Origin of the sequence: Enterobacter sp. E1, from assembly GCF_016809815.1 — a bacterium.
GTDB classification, from domain to species: Bacteria; Pseudomonadota; Gammaproteobacteria; order Enterobacterales; family Enterobacteriaceae; genus Enterobacter; species Enterobacter adelaidei.
The window spans coordinates 17,533-34,650 of record NZ_JAFBJM010000006.1; the positions used below are offsets into that span (position 1 = coordinate 17,533).

Annotated in this window: 12 protein-coding genes and 1 pseudogene; 6 read left to right on the top strand and 7 right to left on the bottom strand. The window is 48.6% G+C overall.

Features of this window, described 5'->3' with window-relative positions; translation table 11 throughout:
- Positions 1-151: 151 nt before the first annotated feature.
- The gene (locus JGF26_RS15820; RefSeq protein WP_049005664.1) at positions 152-1,327 is read left to right on the top strand and encodes an efflux RND transporter periplasmic adaptor subunit; all 1,176 of its coding nucleotides are present in this window, start codon (positions 152-154) and stop codon (positions 1,325-1,327) included.
- Between the two features lie 23 nt (positions 1,328-1,350).
- Complete coding sequence (oqxB, locus tag JGF26_RS15825; RefSeq protein ID WP_134708344.1) at positions 1,351-4,503, top strand: multidrug efflux RND transporter permease subunit OqxB; 3,153 nt, start codon at positions 1,351-1,353, stop codon at positions 4,501-4,503.
- A gap of 59 nt (positions 4,504-4,562) precedes the next feature.
- On the opposite strand, the gene JGF26_RS15830 is transcribed toward oqxB, so the two are convergent.
- On the bottom strand, positions 4,563-5,042 hold the full coding sequence (locus JGF26_RS15830; protein ID WP_028017381.1) for an Rrf2 family transcriptional regulator: 480 nt from the start codon (positions 5,040-5,042) through the stop codon (positions 4,563-4,565).
- Positions 5,043-5,287: 245 nt separating this feature from the next.
- On the opposite strand from JGF26_RS15830, the gene JGF26_RS15835 reads away from it, so the two are divergent.
- Positions 5,288-5,872: a dihydrofolate reductase family protein gene (locus JGF26_RS15835; RefSeq protein WP_134708345.1), complete on the top strand. Its 585-nt coding sequence runs from the start codon at positions 5,288-5,290 to the stop codon at positions 5,870-5,872.
- Between the two features lie 52 nt (positions 5,873-5,924).
- Here the strand turns inward: JGF26_RS15835 and asd are convergent, their stop codons facing one another.
- The gene (asd, locus tag JGF26_RS15840; protein ID WP_108090016.1) at positions 5,925-7,043 is read right to left on the bottom strand and encodes an aspartate-semialdehyde dehydrogenase; all 1,119 of its coding nucleotides are present in this window, start codon (positions 7,041-7,043) and stop codon (positions 5,925-5,927) included.
- A 334-nt stretch (positions 7,044-7,377) separates the two neighbouring features.
- Between asd and dgcJ the strand changes: the two genes are divergently transcribed.
- Complete coding sequence (dgcJ, locus tag JGF26_RS15845; RefSeq protein ID WP_238934272.1) at positions 7,378-8,895, top strand: diguanylate cyclase DgcJ; 1,518 nt, start codon at positions 7,378-7,380, stop codon at positions 8,893-8,895.
- A 120-nt stretch (positions 8,896-9,015) separates the two neighbouring features.
- On the opposite strand, the gene JGF26_RS15850 is transcribed toward dgcJ, so the two are convergent.
- Positions 9,016-9,924, bottom strand: coding sequence for a LysR family transcriptional regulator (locus JGF26_RS15850; RefSeq protein WP_134708346.1), 909 nt, complete (start codon positions 9,922-9,924; stop codon positions 9,016-9,018).
- 96 nt (positions 9,925-10,020) lie between these two features.
- Here JGF26_RS15850 and JGF26_RS15855 point away from each other — a divergent pair, with 96 nt between their 5' ends.
- The gene (locus JGF26_RS15855; protein ID WP_134708347.1) at positions 10,021-11,004 is read left to right on the top strand and encodes an NAD-dependent epimerase/dehydratase family protein; all 984 of its coding nucleotides are present in this window, start codon (positions 10,021-10,023) and stop codon (positions 11,002-11,004) included.
- A 106-nt stretch (positions 11,005-11,110) separates the two neighbouring features.
- Positions 11,111-11,422, top strand: coding sequence for a barstar family protein (locus JGF26_RS15860; protein WP_240739566.1), 312 nt, complete (start codon positions 11,111-11,113; stop codon positions 11,420-11,422).
- Positions 11,423-11,587: 165 nt separating this feature from the next.
- Here the strand turns inward: JGF26_RS15860 and JGF26_RS22445 are convergent, their stop codons facing one another.
- From JGF26_RS22445 to dmsD, 4 genes and pseudogenes are all read right to left on the bottom strand, one after another.
- Entirely contained in the window at positions 11,588-11,812 is a 225-nt protein-coding gene (locus tag JGF26_RS22445; protein WP_134708348.1) for a hypothetical protein, read from the bottom strand.
- Between the two features lie 533 nt (positions 11,813-12,345).
- Positions 12,346-15,903, bottom strand: coding sequence for a hypothetical protein (locus JGF26_RS15865; protein ID WP_134708349.1), 3,558 nt, complete (start codon positions 15,901-15,903; stop codon positions 12,346-12,348).
- 223 nt (positions 15,904-16,126) lie between these two features.
- Positions 16,127-16,417: pseudogene (locus JGF26_RS15870) on the bottom strand (aminoglycoside phosphotransferase); the annotation flags it as partial.
- A 32-nt stretch (positions 16,418-16,449) separates the two neighbouring features.
- Positions 16,450-17,064, bottom strand: coding sequence for a Tat proofreading chaperone DmsD (gene dmsD / locus JGF26_RS15875; RefSeq protein WP_028017577.1), 615 nt, complete (start codon positions 17,062-17,064; stop codon positions 16,450-16,452).
- Positions 17,065-17,118: the final 54 nt, after the last annotated feature.

Sequence of the window (17,118 nt, forward strand, 5' to 3'; positions counted from 1 at the left end):
TACAATCGCCGCGAATAGTGTATTCATTACTGTTACAGTTTTGTGGCGATGAACGGCACAAATGGCCTTAAGCCAGCTACCGGACAAAGGAAGTGGCGCGGCATCTCCTGCGGCGTCTTGTCCGGCGGCTACAATTATCGGAATAAAAATAATGAGCCTGCAAAAAACCTGGGGTAACTTTCATCTGAGCGCGCTGGGGGTCATGTTGCTCTCCGTGCTGCTCGTCGGATGCGATAACAGTGTCGCGCAAAACGCTGCGCCACCTGCGCCCGCCGTCAGCGCTGCTGACGTGGTTGTGAAATCCATAAGCCAGTGGGATAGCTTTAACGGTCGGATTGAGGCAGTGGAGAGCGTTCAGTTACGTCCGCGCGTCTCCGGTTACATTGATAAAGTGAATTACACCGATGGCCAGGAGGTGAAAAAGGGCGAGGTATTGTTCACCATTGATGACCGAACCTATCGTGCGGCGCTGGAGCAGGCACAGGCGAACCTGGCGAGAGCCAAAACGCAGGCCAGCCTGGCACAAAGCGAGGCCAACCGTACCGATAAACTGGTCAATACCAACGTAGTCTCCCGTGAAGAATGGGAGCAGCGTCGTTCAGCTGCCACCCAGGCACAGGCCGACATTCGCGCCGCGCAGGCGGCGGTTGACGCCGCACAACTTAACCTGGATTTCACCAAAGTCACCGCGCCTATTGATGGCCGCGCCAGCCGGGCGCTGATCACCAGCGGTAATCTGGTGACGGCGGGGGACACCGCCAGCGTCCTCACCACGCTGGTCTCGCAGAAAACGGTTTACGTTTACTTTGACGTGGATGAGTCGACCTATCTTCACTACCAAAATCTGGCCCGCAGCGGGCAGGGGGCGTCCAGCAATCACATGGCGCTTCCGGTGGAAATTGGTCTGACGGGCGAGGAGGGTTATCCCCATCAGGGCAAAGTGGACTTCCTTGATAATCAGTTAACGCCGAGTACCGGCACCATCCGTATGCGCGCGCTGCTGGATAACGCGCAGCGTCAGTTCACGCCAGGGCTCTTTGCCCGCGTACGCCTGCCGGGCAGCGCGGAATTCAAAGCCACGCTGATCGACGACAAAGCGGTGCTGACCGATCAGGATCGCAAATACGTGTATATCGTGGATAAAGAGGGGAAAGCACAGCGTCGCGACATCACGCCGGGGCGTCTGGCAGACGGTTTACGCATCGTGCGTCAAGGGCTGAACCCTGGCGATAAAGTCATCGTCGAGGGCTTACAAAAAGTGTTCATGCCGGGGATGCCGGTTAACGCGAAAACCGTTGCCATGACTACCAGCGCCGCCCTTAACTGATCCCTTACCTGAGAATCCGACCCATGGACTTTTCCCGTTTTTTCATCGACAGGCCTATTTTTGCCGCCGTCCTGTCGATTCTGATTTTTATCACAGGATTGATCGCCATCCCGCTGTTGCCGGTGAGCGAATATCCTGACGTTGTGCCGCCAAGCGTGCAGGTGCGCGCGGAATACCCGGGCGCCAACCCGAAAGTGATTGCCGAGACCGTGGCGACGCCGCTGGAAGAGGCGATCAACGGCGTTGAAAACATGATGTACATGAAGTCCGTTGCGGGCTCGGACGGCGTACTGGTGACCACCGTCACCTTCCGTCCGGGAACCGACCCGGATCAGGCGCAGGTACAGGTGCAAAACCGCGTCGCGCAGGCCGAGGCGCGCCTGCCGGAAGACGTGCGGCGTTTGGGGATTACCACCCAGAAACAGTCGCCAACGCTCACGCTGGTGGTGCATCTGTTTTCGCCCAACGGGAAATACGACTCCCTGTATATGCGTAACTACGCCACGCTGAAGGTGAAGGACGAGCTGGCGCGTCTGCCCGGCGTCGGCCAGATTCAGATTTTCGGCTCAGGCGAATACGCGATGCGCGTCTGGCTGGATCCTAACAAGGTGGCAGCCCGCGGGCTGACCGCATCGGACGTGGTCACGGCGATGCAGGAGCAGAACGTTCAGGTGTCCGCCGGGCAACTGGGTGCCGAGCCGCTGCCGAAAGAGAGTGATTTCCTGATCTCCATTAACGCCCAGGGGCGTCTGCATACTGAAGACGAGTTTGGCAATATTGTCCTGAAAACGACGCAGGACGGTACGGTTGTCCGCCTGCGCGACGTGGCGCGTATCGAAATGGGTTCCGGCAGCTATGCGCTGCGTTCCCAGCTTAACAATAAAGACGCGGTCGGGATTGGTATCTTCCAGTCTCCGGGGGCGAACGCCATTGATTTGTCTAACGCTGTGCGCGCGAAAATGGACGAACTCTCCACGCGTTTCCCGGCAGACATGAAGTGGGCGGCTCCTTACGATCCGACGGTCTTTGTGCGCGATTCGATCCGTGCTGTCGTACAAACGCTGCTGGAAGCGGTGGTGCTGGTGGTGCTGGTGGTGATTCTGTTCCTGCAAACCTGGCGCGCGTCGATCATTCCGTTGATCGCGGTGCCGGTCTCTGTCGTGGGGACGTTCAGCATTCTCTACCTGCTGGGCTTTTCACTTAACACCCTGAGCCTGTTCGGGCTGGTACTGGCTATCGGTATCGTGGTGGACGATGCCATCGTGGTGGTGGAAAACGTCGAGCGAAATATCGAAGAGGGGCTTGCTCCGCTTGCGGCGGCGCATCAGGCGATGCGTGAGGTTTCGGGGCCGATTATCGCGATTGCGCTGGTGTTGTGTGCGGTGTTTGTGCCGATGGCATTTCTCTCGGGCGTCACCGGGCAGTTCTATAAGCAGTTTGCGGTGACGATCGCGATTTCGACGGTGATTTCCGCCATCAACTCGCTGACGCTTTCTCCGGCACTGGCGGCACTGCTGTTAAAACCGCACGGCGCACCGAAAGACATTCCTACCCGGCTGATTGACCGTCTGTTCGGCTGGATTTTCCGTCCGTTTAACCGCTTTTTCCACCGCAGCTCGAACGGTTATCAGGGGCTGGTGGGAAAAACGCTCGGACGACGCGGTGCGGTATTTGCGGTGTATCTGCTGCTGCTCTGTGCGGCGGGCGTGATGTTTAAAGCGGTGCCCGGCGGCTTTATTCCGACGCAGGACAAGCTGTACCTGATTGGCGGCGTGAAAATGCCGGAAGGTTCGTCGCTGGCGCGCACCGATGCGGTGATCCGCAAAATGAGCGAAATCGGGATGAATACCGAAGGTGTGGACTATGCGGTCGCGTTTCCGGGGCTGAATGCGCTGCAGTTCACCAACACGCCGAATACCGGGACGGTCTTCTTTGGCCTGAAACCGTTCGACCAGCGCAAACATACTGCGGCGGAAATTAACGCTGAGATCAACGCAAAAATCGCGCAAATCCAGGAAGGCTTTGGCTTCTCCATCCTGCCACCGCCGATTTTAGGTCTGGGTCAGGGGTCGGGCTATTCGCTGTACATCCAGGATCGCGGTGGTCTGGGCTATGGCGCGCTGCAAAACGCGGTGAACACCATGTCCGGTGCGATTATGCAAACGCCGGGGATGCATTTCCCGATCTCAACGTACCAGGCTAACGTGCCGCAGCTGGACGTGCAGGTTGACCGCGATAAGGCGAAAGCGCAGGGCGTGTTGCTGACCGATCTTTTCGGTACGCTGCAAACCTATCTGGGCTCGTCGTACGTTAATGACTTCAACCAGTTCGGGCGTACCTGGCGCGTGATGGCGCAGGCCGATGGGCAGTTCCGCGACAGCGTGGAAGATATTGCTAATCTGCGCACCCGTAACAGCCAGGGCGAAATGGTGCCGATTGGCAGTATGGTGAAAATCACGACCACCTACGGGCCGGATCCGGTGATTCGTTACAATGGTTATCCGGCGGCGGACCTGATTGGCGATGCCGACCCGCGCGTGCTCTCATCAGCGCAGGCGATGACGCAGCTGGACGCGATGTCTAAGCAGATCCTGCCGAACGGGATGAATATTGAGTGGACGGATCTGAGCTTCCAGCAGGCCACCCAGGGCAATACGGCGCTGATCGTCTTCCCGGTCGCGGTGCTGCTGGCGTTCCTGGTGCTGGCGGCGCTGTATGAAAGCTGGACGCTGCCGCTGGCGGTGATCCTTATCGTGCCGATGACAATGCTCTCCGCGCTGTTTGGCGTCTGGCTGACCGGGGGCGATAACAACGTCTTCGTGCAGGTGGGGCTGGTGGTTCTGATGGGGCTGGCCTGTAAAAACGCGATTCTTATCGTGGAGTTTGCCCGCGAGCTGGAAATTCAGGGCAAAGGCATTATGGAAGCGGCGCTGGAGGCCTGTCGTCTGCGTTTACGTCCGATTGTGATGACCTCCATCGCCTTTATTGCCGGGACAATTCCGCTGATACTCGGTCACGGTGCGGGTGCGGAAGTGCGCGGCGTCACCGGGATCACCGTCTTCTCCGGGATGCTGGGCGTGACCCTGTTTGGTCTGTTCCTGACACCGGTGTTCTACGTGACGCTGCGTAAACTCGTGACGCGCGGTAAAGTGGAAAGGGAAGTGCTGCCTGCGTAAGGACATTGCAGATAATAAAAAACCGCCTTCACTGTGAAGGCGGTTTTTTTTCGTAAAAATTAATGGGCTTTTTTATACAGGGCGATAAGTTCAGGCACCGGATCGCACCCGCTGGTATCGGCTTTTTTGACCTCTTCCAGCGCGCTTGCCACAGTGTGGCGTGCTAATACCGCTAACGAAGCTTGCTCCGCTTCTTCGGAAATTGACTTGAAATACCAGCAGGCGTTAGCGCTGACTACGCAGCGAGCCGGTACGTCTGGACGCGACGCCCATAGCTTTTTATCTTCGATGACCGAAAGGTAGATGTCGCGCAGGGTGATCTCTTCCGGCGGGCGACCAAGATGAATAGAGCCGTTACGGCCAAGCGTTGAGACAATAATGCCATCACGCGTGAGCGGAACCATCAATTTGCGGATAAAGCTCGGGTTGGCTTCCAGGCCGTAGGCCAGAATGGCACTCGTCGAACGTTCACCCAATTGCTCCGCCATCGCTACGCTGAGAACCATCTGCAAAGCTGTCGGGAAGCGGTAATCTAACATTTCTCTTTCCTGGGTTGCGGTGAATCTTATTCTTTTTGGCACCGCAGAGGTGAATAATCAATGAGCAACAATATAACAAATACGGTCATTTTTTTGAAGCAATCTGCGGCATTCGTGATCGAACATCCTATTTTTTTCACCGCTTCACGCTTTTGTTCATCGCGATCCGATACAACTTGAGCGTCATCGGTGGTGAATGGACAAACCAAAGGCTACTTAATCAACACTTAATCAGAGAGAAAACCATGAGAAAAATCGTTTCGTTTGTTCATGTGTCGCTGGATGGTTTTGTCGCATCTAACGCTGAGGGGCAGGCGAGTCTGGACTGGATTTGCATAAGCCCCGATTTGTTTGAATACGTGGAGAAGCGGATTCAGCAGACCGACACCGCCCTATATGGGCGTACCACCTACCAGATGATGGAATCATACTGGCCCACTGCTGCCGATAAGCCTGACGCCAGCCCGCATGACCTTGCGCATTCGCGTTGGTATAAATCTGCCAAAAAAGTGGTGTTGTCGAAAACGCTGTTGGAAAAAAATCACCCTAATACGCAAATTATCAGTAGCAACTTAAGCGACGAAATCAATAAGCTCAAGCAAAACGCGGGCAGCGAAATCTTATTGTTTGGTAGCCCCTCAGCGACTCACGCGCTAATGGCGGAAAACCTCATCGATGAATATTGGCTATTCGTCAATCCCGTTCTGCTGGGGCAAGGCATTCCCTTGTTCAAAAATATACAAGACAGAACCTCACTCATGTTGGTGAAGAGTCATATTTTCCCGTCGGGGGGAGTGTGCCTGCAATACGAGGTGAAACGAAATCGCTAAAGTAAGTTCCGCAAACACCTACTAAGTAGGTGTTTTGTCGGAATATTATGATTTACACTTTACCAAGCAGAATATTCAACATGCGACGCAATGGTTCCGCTGCTCCCCACAATAGCTGATCGCCTACCGTCAGGACCGAGTAGATAGGTTCATTGTTTAGCGACATTTTTTTGTAACGGCCAATACCCACCTTAAGCGAACCGCTGATATATGCCGGTGTTAGTGTGCTGATACTCTCAGCCTTGTTATTGGGCACATAGTTAACCCAAGGGTGGGAATTCATCACTAATTCTGCAAATTCCTCTTCGGGGACTTCACGCTTGAGCTTAAGGGTTATAGCAGCACTGTGGCAGCGGATTACGCCGACTCGTATGCATAAGCCGTTTACCGGGATCGTGCCGGGAGACAGACCTAAAATTTTGTTCGTTTCAGCCTCACCTTTCCATTCTTCACGGCTATTGCCATCGCCTAAATCGCTGTCAATCCAGGGAATGATGCTGCCCATCAAAGGAGCACCGAAGTTCTGGGTCGGCATATCAGCGCTGTTAATCAACTCACTGACCTTGTTAACTAAAGGAAGCACTGAACCTGAGGACGCCAGCTCATCCGAAGATAAATGGTTACTTATGTAAGCACTTTGTGTGATTAATTCCCGTACATATTGTGCACCCGCACCCGATGCGGACTGATAGGTCATCACACTCATCCATTCGATCAAGTCAGCCTTTATCAACCCAGCCAGGCCCATAAGACTCAGCGTAATGGAACAGTTTCCACCGACAAAAAGCTTAATACCTTCTTTGATTGCTCGAGCAATATTTGTGCGGTTGACGGGGTCGAGAATAATGCAGGCTTTCTCATCCATCCGCAGCGCGGAGGCCGCGTCAATCCAGTAGCCTTGCCAGCCATGGTTAAGCAAAGCCGGGTAAACGGCTTTGGTATAATCCCCACCTTGACAGGTTATGATGATATCCATATCGGCCAGGGCGCTAATGGAATTAGCATCTTTAAGCGTGTAGCTGACACCATTAATGACAGGACCAGCAGCACCTGCACTGGAGGTGCTGAAAAAATGTGCAGAAATATTGTCGAAGTCGTTCTCTTCAACCATTCGCTGTAGCAAAACAGAACCGACCATACCTCGCCAGCCAACAATACCAACTTGCTTCATTTGCTTAACCTTAATTACGTTATGAAAATGTTAATTTTCTTCGGGGCACGTTATATCTCATTCCATAATCAAGGTCATTATGAATTGCATTAGATTCCGGCAATATTAATATATTTCATGCGGTATCAGCATTTGTTATACTTTTGCCATATAAAATATCAACGCAACTACTTGATATCTATGGAATTAAATCTATCGTAACCTTTGGTGGTTGTCTGGAATAGATTGACATTATGGGTGGCATTGAAAATTTATTCCTTGAGCAAGCATCCGCTAAGATGCCAGTGCTATAATTGCTATTATTTTTAGGTGGTACAACAGGGAATGAGCCATCTTGACCAGACAAAAATATATCAGTGCGATTATTCTGATCGTGGTTTGCACAACCTCACTGTTTACCGCGCTGGCTGTTCGTAACGTGCATGATTTACAGAACTATCTGGGGTACGTTGCTGAAAATGGGAAATCGGCACTTTTTCATGAAGAGTCTATTAACCAGAATATTGCCACCCGGCTCTCGCGCGAGTTTTATCGTCGAATAGCCGATCCGGACTCTGACGATAGCGAACGGGCATCAATATGTCAGCAGTTAGAAACCGAGGGTAATATTTACGGATTCAATCTGTTGAAGAAAAACAGGAATAACCTTGAAGGTACCCTGCAAACCCGCAATACCTCGTGTAACGAGTGGGCGGGAGACATTGGCGCACTTTCGGTTATTCACACCGCTGATCGCGCAGCCCAGTCGAAGTACAGCTTTTCAAATTATTCCGGCTATACGTTCAGGAACATCAGATACTATATCGATCTTGCTCATAACTATATTTATATTAATCAGCTAGTTAATACCCACAACTATACCTTCAGTAACTGGCTTGAGGGTAATAATGGCAGCATCAATATTGCACATAGCGCACACACGATTTCGATTGATGATAATGCCCTTAAAGATCTACTGAAGGGGGAAACCACGCTGTCTCATATTTATCAGGATGGCTACACCCGCAATAATATTATTAGCATGCTTACCCCGGTATTTCTGGGTGATAAAGTAAAAGGCATTCTGATTACAGACATCAATGTTGACGATCTGGTCGTTTCGTTTAATACTGTCGATCGTCCGTTGTTATGGCGATTCCTTTCTTTATATGTCACTGATAATGGAACCGGCATCCATATTGCTTTCCATAAGCCATATATCAAATCTTTTGCTTTGATCAGTTATGAAGATTCACTCACCCAGTATTACACTCTGCATGTGAAACTGGATGCTTTCTACGTCATTATTGCGAATTTATGGCTGTTTCTGCTTTATCTCCTTGGTACCTGGGCATTATGCCGATATGCGTATAAGCAGTTAATCAGACAAACGTTGCTTTCCAGGGATAATGTGACGGACGCAATGACCGGACTGTATAACAGAAAAGTCATTACACCTGAGCTGGAACATAAAATCCGCTCACTCGTTGACAGAGCTATCCCTGTCACGATCATCGCCATTGACAGTGATGGCCTCAAAAGAATCAATGATTCTCTCGGTCACCATATGGGGGATAAAGCGATACAGACGCTGGGGATGGTTCTTGGCAATGTCATTCGTAAAAGTGACTACGGTATCAGGCTTGGGGGCGATGAGTTCTGTTTACTTCTTATCGATTATACGCTGAATAAATCCCGCGAAGTTATTACCCGTGCGCAGAAGCAATTACTCACGATTGACCCGGATAAACTGGTGGCATTTTCCTGGGGGGCATATCAGTTGCGGCCTGGAGACACGCTGGATGTCGCGATGCTGAAAGCCGACGAGTTACTCTATCAGCATAAACGCAGCAAATATGAAGAACGCCGATAAACACGCGTGCATGAGTCAATATTTCTTGCACGATAGCGCTCAGTGTAATCTGATTAAGGACGATCTAAGGCCGAACTATATGGTGGCATGCCATTACATGGGTGATGTATTTTGGCATTTTTACGTTCGCTTCGGGTAGATATATTCCGCTAATCCCTTTGACAGAACATCGAAAACTAATTTGCAGCACCGACTATTACGCAGGTCTTCGTGCATAACGAGCCATGTATCAAGGTATAAAGAAAAGAAATGTGGAAGTATCCGCTGTAGCGGAACATATCCATTGGCCAGTTGTACCTGGCATATGCCAATGCCTGCACCGGCGCGAATCAGGCTTAGCTGAGCCACGTCGCTGTCAGTGCGTATAGAAAAGAGATCCCGATTTAGCTGCGGGTATTTTTTCAATACATTACGGATGAAAGGCGTATTCCGATCAAAACCAACCAGCGCGTGTTTCAACAGATCTTCGGTATTGTCAGGCGCGCCATGTCGGGCAAGATAAGCAGTGGACGCGTGTAGACCGAGCTCAATGCTGCCAACGCGACGAGCAATAAGCTGCTCCTGTATTGGCGTCGTCATGCGTATCGCAATATCTGCTTCTCTATGCAGTAAATCCTGAACCCGATTGGACAGCACTAATTCAATCGTGATTTGCGGGTTGGATTCCCTGAGCTGCGCAATGAGTGGCGGGAGTACCTCGACACCAATAATCTCACTTGCAGAGACACGTACTACACCGCGAATGGACGCGCTGCTAGCACCAACGTTGGCCGCTGTACGCTCCAGCGTGTTAGCCGTACTCTCCATCGCTTCGGCATGTTCCCTCAACGCCTGCGCAGTTTCAGTTGCCAGCAATCCCGTTTGCGACCGCGTGAACAATACCTGGCCGAGGGCAGATTCCAGTGCAGCTATGTGCCGACCTGCCGTTGGTTGCGTAATACCAAGCATGCGGGATGCACCGGAAAGAGACCCTTCTCTGAGCACCGCAAGAAATGTTCGGTACCACTCCCATGGAATAGATGTCTTCATACAAATTTGTATACCTGCCCTATATTGATATGCAATACCATTTAGCTCTGCCTGTACTTATGCTGTCAATCTAAAATCAGCAAAGAGGCAAATACGATGGAAACCAGAGGGAAGGTCTTAATACTAGGCGCTACAGGCGGTATTGGTGGTGAAACTGCTCGACAACTCTTTCGGGAAAAATGGGAGGTACGTGCATTAAAACGAGGAAGCCATGGAAGCGAACTTAATGGTGAAATCCAGTGGATAGCGGGCGATGCTCTCGACAAAGAACACGTCGCCTCTGCGGCGAAAGACTGCTCTGTGATCGTTCACGCCGTCAACCCACCCGGCTACCGAAACTGGCAGCATCTTGTATTGCCTATGCTGCGCAACACAATCAATGCAGCAGAACGAAATGGATCCTTGATAGTGCTTCCAGGTACCGTTTACAACTATGGCCCTGATGCCTTCCCGCTGTTACGAGAAGATGCTCAGCAAAGGCCAGTCACAAGGAAAGGAGCGATCAGGGTACAAATGGAAAAAGAACTTGAGGCCTATTCACAGCGTGGCGGACGGGTTCTGGTCGTCCGCGCGGGGGATTTTTTCGGTCCACACGCTGGTAATAGCTGGTTTTCTCAAGGTTTGATCAAGCCTGGCACGTTGCCAAAGGTAATTTCTAATCCAGGTACGGCTGAAACAGGTCATCAGTGGGCCTATTTACCTGATATCGCGAAAACTATTGCTGCATTGCTGGCGCGACGTGAAGAACTTGAGCCATTTGCGCGATTCCATATGCAAGGACATTGGGATCCCGACGGCAGCCAAATGGTCAGGGCGATACAACGTATCACCGCACACTATGGCGGTGTTGCCAAAATACACTCATTTCCGTGGTGGTTTATGCACCTGGCAGCACCTTTCAACGCAACCTTGCGCGAACTTCTGGAAATGCGGTATCTGTGGCGTCAATCGGTCCGCCTGGACAATACGAAGCTCGTGACTTTTTTAGGTGCCGAGCCGCATACCCCTCTTGATGAGGCTGTTCGTATGACATTACAGGGACTGGGATGCCTCACAGCACGAAGCGGTCGATCTAACTGAGCCAAAGGTCTGCTTTGAATGAAGAGCGGAAGTTGGTAATTGTTGAAACCATCAAGGCGGACATTACGTGCATTGTCGTGTATTAATTAACGGGTAGAAAGTCAAAGTGAGTGAACAGGAAATGAGTGTAGGTGAATTGTATTTGGATGGAGCGCACGTCCTATCTGAAAAAGAGTTTCATTCCATTATGTCTGCATCATTAGACTTTGGGCCTTACTATGGTAAAAATCTCGATGCATTGTGGGATCGCCTTAGCACCGATGTTGAAAGGCCGATAAAAATAATATGGTTAAACTCTGATTTATCCAGAATATATCTTGGCAGTTATTTCGACGAAATTATCAAGGTTTTTGAGAGGGCAAAACTGCAAGACCTGAATTCAAATTGGGAAGAAAAGTTCGAGTATGTATTGAAATAACCCGTACCCGCTGGATAGTCCGGCGTAGTGGCATACCGATTTTGGCAACATAAACAGAAGTGTGAAATGTCCGCTCCTGGCACTCAGGTGACCTACATAACGGCGTTCACCGAGGCTCAACTGGACAGTAAGATGTTTTTGTCCAGTTGTACCTGCCTGTGGCATTTATCTCAGTAATACCTGAATCAGCTGAACGAAGATATACACTGTCGCTGCCACTTGTATAGTCCGGAACCCCCATCTGAGATAGCGCCATTCCTGGCGTTCTCTGGCATAAGCTGCTTCAATAGCGGGGTCAGAACATTTTCGTTTCCTGGCCCTGAATTCATCGATTACCCACAAGATAAGAATAAAGATAATGATGGTTTTCTGAAGGATGGGATTATCCACAAAGAGTGACTCCGGCCTGCCCGCTGATACAAGCAGAATAGATGAACCACCTTCACGTAGCCACCACTAAATGTAGGGGTGATATTCGTTTTCGTTCTGGTGGATTTTGCGGTGATTCTGTCCATGGCAGTTTGCTCCCCTGCTATCTGACCGGCAGCGATGAGCGATCTACGGACATTGCTAACAGTGACCTGCTCAACATTAACTACTACAGGCATCAATGGTGTAAAAAATAGTTTGAATGGGCAGCTTGGAAGGAGGGAGTCGAATTTCAGGGGGCAGTACAGTTAGCATTCCTGTTAAAAACTGTCCTTCCAAGTCCAATTACTCTGAACCCGTTTACTTACCTTTTGTAGGCGATGGATGTGAAAGCTGCATGATTCCTGGAATGGGAGATGCGAATATACGCTCGTTCTATCAGCTGAGGGGCAGCACGCCCTGAAACGAGTCCGGCTTCCCCAAAAGCCAGCACATGGTTAATGTATGGTAAATCTGAGCTAATGCCAAAAAACCGTGACATTAGCTGCACATTCTTATTTGGCCTCAATTTTTTTTGGCGCTTTTCTTCTTTTTGTTGCGGCAGCAGTTTTTGCTGCACGCTTTTGCCTTTGCTGTCCCATATTCAGTATCAAAAACACTACCTGAAAGATTTCAAAATCTCCCCTGTAGGATGCAATAAACCCAGGTGGGCGAGAATCAGTATGAGGTATATCTTCGAGACCCATAAAATTAAAACCATCAGGAGAATGTTCTTCGGCGCTGGTTTTCAGAAATTCCAAAATACCAGTTTTATCTTCAATGTAAGCGTAGGTTATATGGAACATAACCCTGCTATGCGTGTATCCCAGTAATTTCTGAAAATGGCTAAGCAAATCAGCTTTTTGAGTATCTTGGGTCAAAGGTTTACTACAAATAACAGCTTCAATGACGGACAGCTCGGTGCTTCCCCAGCTAATAGTCAAATCCCGTTCTCCGGGGTTGAGATTACCACTGTATCCGCCACGTGATTGTTCTGTAACGGTCCAGCCTAAAAACTCAAGCCGGCCGGATAAAAAATGCCTGAATAAAGCGGATAAATCATCCTCACAACCATCTACTGTTATTTGCTTCATTGTTGGAACTAATGCTATAAGCGAGGCAGAAGCTGCTCTTACGTGATCAACTAAAACCTCAGCAAAGGAGTTCTTCTTCTGCTTTAAGATCTCCGCTTTGTTATCAGGATTCATATCTTTGAATTTCAAAATTGCAGAAGAAACCACTTTATTAATATCTTCCGTAAGAATGACTTGAGGCAAAGAAAGCGCTACAGAGCCCTTGGCTATATAATTTCTGGCAGCCGCCAATACGCCAGTGATACCAAAAATATGTTCTGCCGTATCAAGCGCTGCGTTTGCTTCTAGGAGTCTGCCAAGTCTGTAATAGGATACTGCCTTATATGCTGAAGCAGTATCCTGCAGCATAATGAATTGAAAGCCAGATAGAATATTAAGTGCTTTCTCTGTCTCACCGAGTACTAGGTATAGCAGGGCTGTGTTACACTTTAATGTCTCATTGTTATTATCTTCCGTTACTTTGGATAACATTGCTTCCAGCTTAGAAACTGCGGCCACTCCTGCACTGTAAGCTTCTCCTGTAAGTAGCTCGAATGTGTCGCCTTGAATTAATATTTGCAGTTCTGCTGCAAGCCAGTTTGTCACCCGTGCAATCGAAGGCTGTTTATTAAACAACCTTTCGAATTCATTGCGAGAAAATATCGGATTGGGTGTATCACAAGATAGGAATGCGAGCGCGCGAAAGTAAGCCAAAACGTCGCTTGCCTCATCTTTTTCATGCGGGGTGATGTCTCCAGGTATCGGGTGGTTAATTATTTTCTCCCATTCTTTCTTTAAAAACATCAATCGGAGATCGTACTGCAAACGAAGTATTTCTCTGCCTCTTACTTTTCCCAGTGTTTTTAAATTTCGTTCAGATTTTATATAAGCTTCTGCGGCTGTAACAGCACCGGCTGTAAGCAGTTCATCTATCCTCGACTGCATATCTGTCAGGGAATAAATCTCACCTGCATCTTCAGGTGTTAATTCATTGATTCTTTCGGTTATCTTACTCCGCAAGGAGAAAGGAACAATTGGAAGTAATGTTGCTAACATACTAGGTTCATCAGTTTCACATATTGCGTTAACCAGATAATTCTGCTGCTCAGCGTTAATCAGGTGTAACGCAATCGAAAGATCAAAAGCCATAGTTATATATGAGGGTGAAGATATATAACGATCAAAACGCGGGGAAAATGCATCTATTCGTCCTTTTTCTTTATGTAATAAAGCTCCAGATTTTACATATTTTATCAATGAGTTAACTATTTGTGTTTTAGACTGAGTATCAGATTTCGAAAGCGCTCTGCATAAAATACGAATATGAGTTCTGAGTGAATGTGCAATTTTATCTACTTCAGAGTATATATTATCGTCTTCGCTTATTTTTTTTATAAGAGCAGTGACATCAAACGGATACAGAAAAGCTTCATATGTGTCTTCGCTTGACTTTAATATTTTATGAAGAGCGTTAGCTTCGTCGCTCCCTATCCTGTGAACAGATCTTCCGATTGTATCTTTCAGCAATGAATCGGAGTAAAGTTTGAGAATTTTTCCCGCATCTATTTTTTCTTCAAGCTGCCCCGTGGAGCATAAATCCAGCAGCGTTGCGAATTCCGGAGAATAAATACCTGCTATTTCATGATGTTCCAAAAGATGCGAAATCATAGCAAATATGATATTCCTGTCTAACTGACTTAATGCTTTTCTAAAATTTATTATGGTTAAGTCTACTGTTTTCAGGTTATCAATATATTTTTCACTGTTGTTACCTATCAACCAGTTGTAAAGGTCAGCCATCTCTGAGGGTGGAGTACTGCCGAGTGATACGTGCCTTGTCAGAATGCTTAATGCATCATCAATACACGCTTCACGAGCGTGCTGCAAATCAGTCTCAACGAGTTTGCGATCCCATGCTCCAGTGTGTATTGGCCATTTTGCGATGAGCAAATAAGCTAAAGCTGAGCTCGGCGGGTAGAACAAAATATCAACCAATAGGGCGGGCATGTTTTTCGTCTGAAGCAACATTGAAAACAGCATTTCACAGTACTCGGCAGACATATCTATTAGAGGTTCAATTAAATAATGAGGGACTTTGCAGTGGATATCATTGTTTATCTGAAGTAATAACAGATGCATTAAATTATGCATTTCTCCATAAGTATCAAACGATTCCCAAAAGTAACCTTCCACTTCTCTGGACTCTGACCAAATAGCTTTTCCGACCAGCGTCGAGGGAGGTGTTTTAACATGGTAATAAACAGGGTGCGACGTGAGTTCTTTAAGTATTGTATATTCACGTTCCAGAACTTCTATGCAGTTATCCCAACGTGTAAACCCTTTTTCTTGCTTAAGTTCTGCAAGGATAGTCTGGATGAGTGTCTGAGCATCTTGTTTACGCCAAGCAATGCTGGATACAACCGGAGGGTTATCTAATAAACTCCAAAGTGAAAGCCATTTTTTCAATGCATCAGCATTGTTCTGAGACTGGTTAAGCGTAATCTCCCATAATCTTGCGGCAACCCACGCGGGAGAAAGGCAGCTAAAGTTGTCATGATCAAATACTTGAGTCTTTTCGTTTTCTCCATCTGCATCCGCGACGATGGTATACGTTTTTTTGCCAAGACTGAGGAGCAGTAATTTTATGGCTGAATATTTATCATCCTTAACGCTATAGATATTTTTTCTGATATTTCCGATGTTCCGTAACTTGCCCCATACTAACTTGACCCAGCCTTGACTAATCAATTCGTCAAACGAAATATCAATATGTTGTGGCTGTTTAGTGTTTTCGTAGTCTGACTTCGAAGTGATTAAATATGCATTATCTTTTATGTCCGTTTTAGACAGATAATCTACTGCCAGAATATCATCTACCAGATTCTCTTCGTTGATTTCTCGTGGATGTGTATTTGTTACAGTCAGATTAGATGTAAACCTAGTACGTAATATCTTTCGTGTCTCATAGGGTGAATATTCATAACTGCTAAACTTAGACATTTATTTGTCCTTGACTGAGTTTTAATTGTTTTGCATTTGACATATGCAATAAATATCGTCTATTAACATGATAATACTCCATTTACAAGGCGAGTCTATCTGAGTTTCAAATTTTGATTTGCTGTATTGACCTGCTCCCCGTCGATCCATATAGACTATTATTAACTACTTCCGCTTCTCGCACAAAGCGGACATCATTGTCTGTAACAGGGCCATTGTTCATTCATAGCATTTTGACGACATCATCTAACCAGTCTGGAAGATGTTCTCTATACCAGTTGAGATACAAAGGAAATGCTGCTTTTTGCCGCTCCTTGAGCAGCACAATGACTTCGGTGACAATCCATGCTTTGGCAATAGCGTTTAGAAATATCAATAAACGCTCGCTTCGTTCCCAGTTACCGGCATTGCTATCGCTTGATACCAGGTATTGGTTACCAAACAAAACATCACTATATTTCTGAAAAAGCCGTAGCTGCTGTGCAGCTTTATCAGGTAATGCCAGGAGCTACAGCCAACCCTTCAACCATAAGCAAGTCAAAGCCCTTAGCGGTAGAGCGTTTTTTCGGCCACCGGAATAATTAGCCTTGATTGCCAGTCCGCAAGCGTCAACTGTGCGAGCTTGCCCAGCGCGGTATAAAACGGATGCCCGGCGTTGTCGACAAACACCGACAGGAAGCGGGTGCTCCACGGCAACAGGTGCCAGGCCAGAAGCTGATCGCACTGCGCCTTGCGGCCATTCTCGGCCAGCCACGCCGCAAGCAGCAGCACGGTACCGAAATGATCTTCCGGTTCGTTCTGCTGCATCTCAAAGGCGATATTGTTTTCCCGCATCCACTGGCGCAGCGCGAGAGTCGAGTCGCCAAACAGCACGGATTCGCGGTCGAGCCAGACGGAACCCCATGGCGGAGCGGGCAGGGCGTAAGGGCCGATAAACAGCCGTTGCCAGGCGTCCGTCAGCGGCTCATCGGAAGATAAGGCAAACGTATCGGCAACAGGCAGCAGCGTTTCCGATGGCAGGGGCCAGTCCTGAACCCATTCACCAGCGCAAAGGGCCTGCACCAGCGGTGCAGCCTGCTCGCTGTCAGGAGAAAAATAAAACAGCGCGCCCAGTACCCGGGCGCTAAACGCTAACGATTCACGATGCGATATGTCTTTCATTAAACCTTCCTTGCTCGCGCGGATGACGTCCGCGCGACTGTGTTAACCTATAAT

Bases quoted from the DNA above. Each gene is read 5' to 3' on its own strand.
- JGF26_RS15850 (WP_134708346.1), bottom strand. From the start codon at position 9,924: ATGAAGACATCTATTCCATGGGAGTGGTACCGAACATTTCTTGCGGTG.
- dmsD (WP_028017577.1), bottom strand. From the start codon at position 17,064: ATGAAAGACATATCGCATCGTGAATCGTTAGCGTTTAGCGCCCGGGTA.
- JGF26_RS15835 (WP_134708345.1), top strand. From the start codon at position 5,288: ATGAGAAAAATCGTTTCGTTTGTTCATGTGTCGCTGGATGGTTTTGTC.
- JGF26_RS15830 (WP_028017381.1), bottom strand. From the start codon at position 5,042: ATGTTAGATTACCGCTTCCCGACAGCTTTGCAGATGGTTCTCAGCGTA.
- JGF26_RS15865 (WP_134708349.1), bottom strand. From the start codon at position 15,903: ATGTCTAAGTTTAGCAGTTATGAATATTCACCCTATGAGACACGAAAG.
- JGF26_RS15820 (WP_049005664.1), top strand. From the start codon at position 152: ATGAGCCTGCAAAAAACCTGGGGTAACTTTCATCTGAGCGCGCTGGGG.
- asd (WP_108090016.1), bottom strand. From the start codon at position 7,043: ATGAAGCAAGTTGGTATTGTTGGCTGGCGAGGTATGGTCGGTTCTGTT.
- oqxB (WP_134708344.1), top strand. From the start codon at position 1,351: ATGGACTTTTCCCGTTTTTTCATCGACAGGCCTATTTTTGCCGCCGTC.
- JGF26_RS15855 (WP_134708347.1), top strand. From the start codon at position 10,021: ATGGAAACCAGAGGGAAGGTCTTAATACTAGGCGCTACAGGCGGTATT.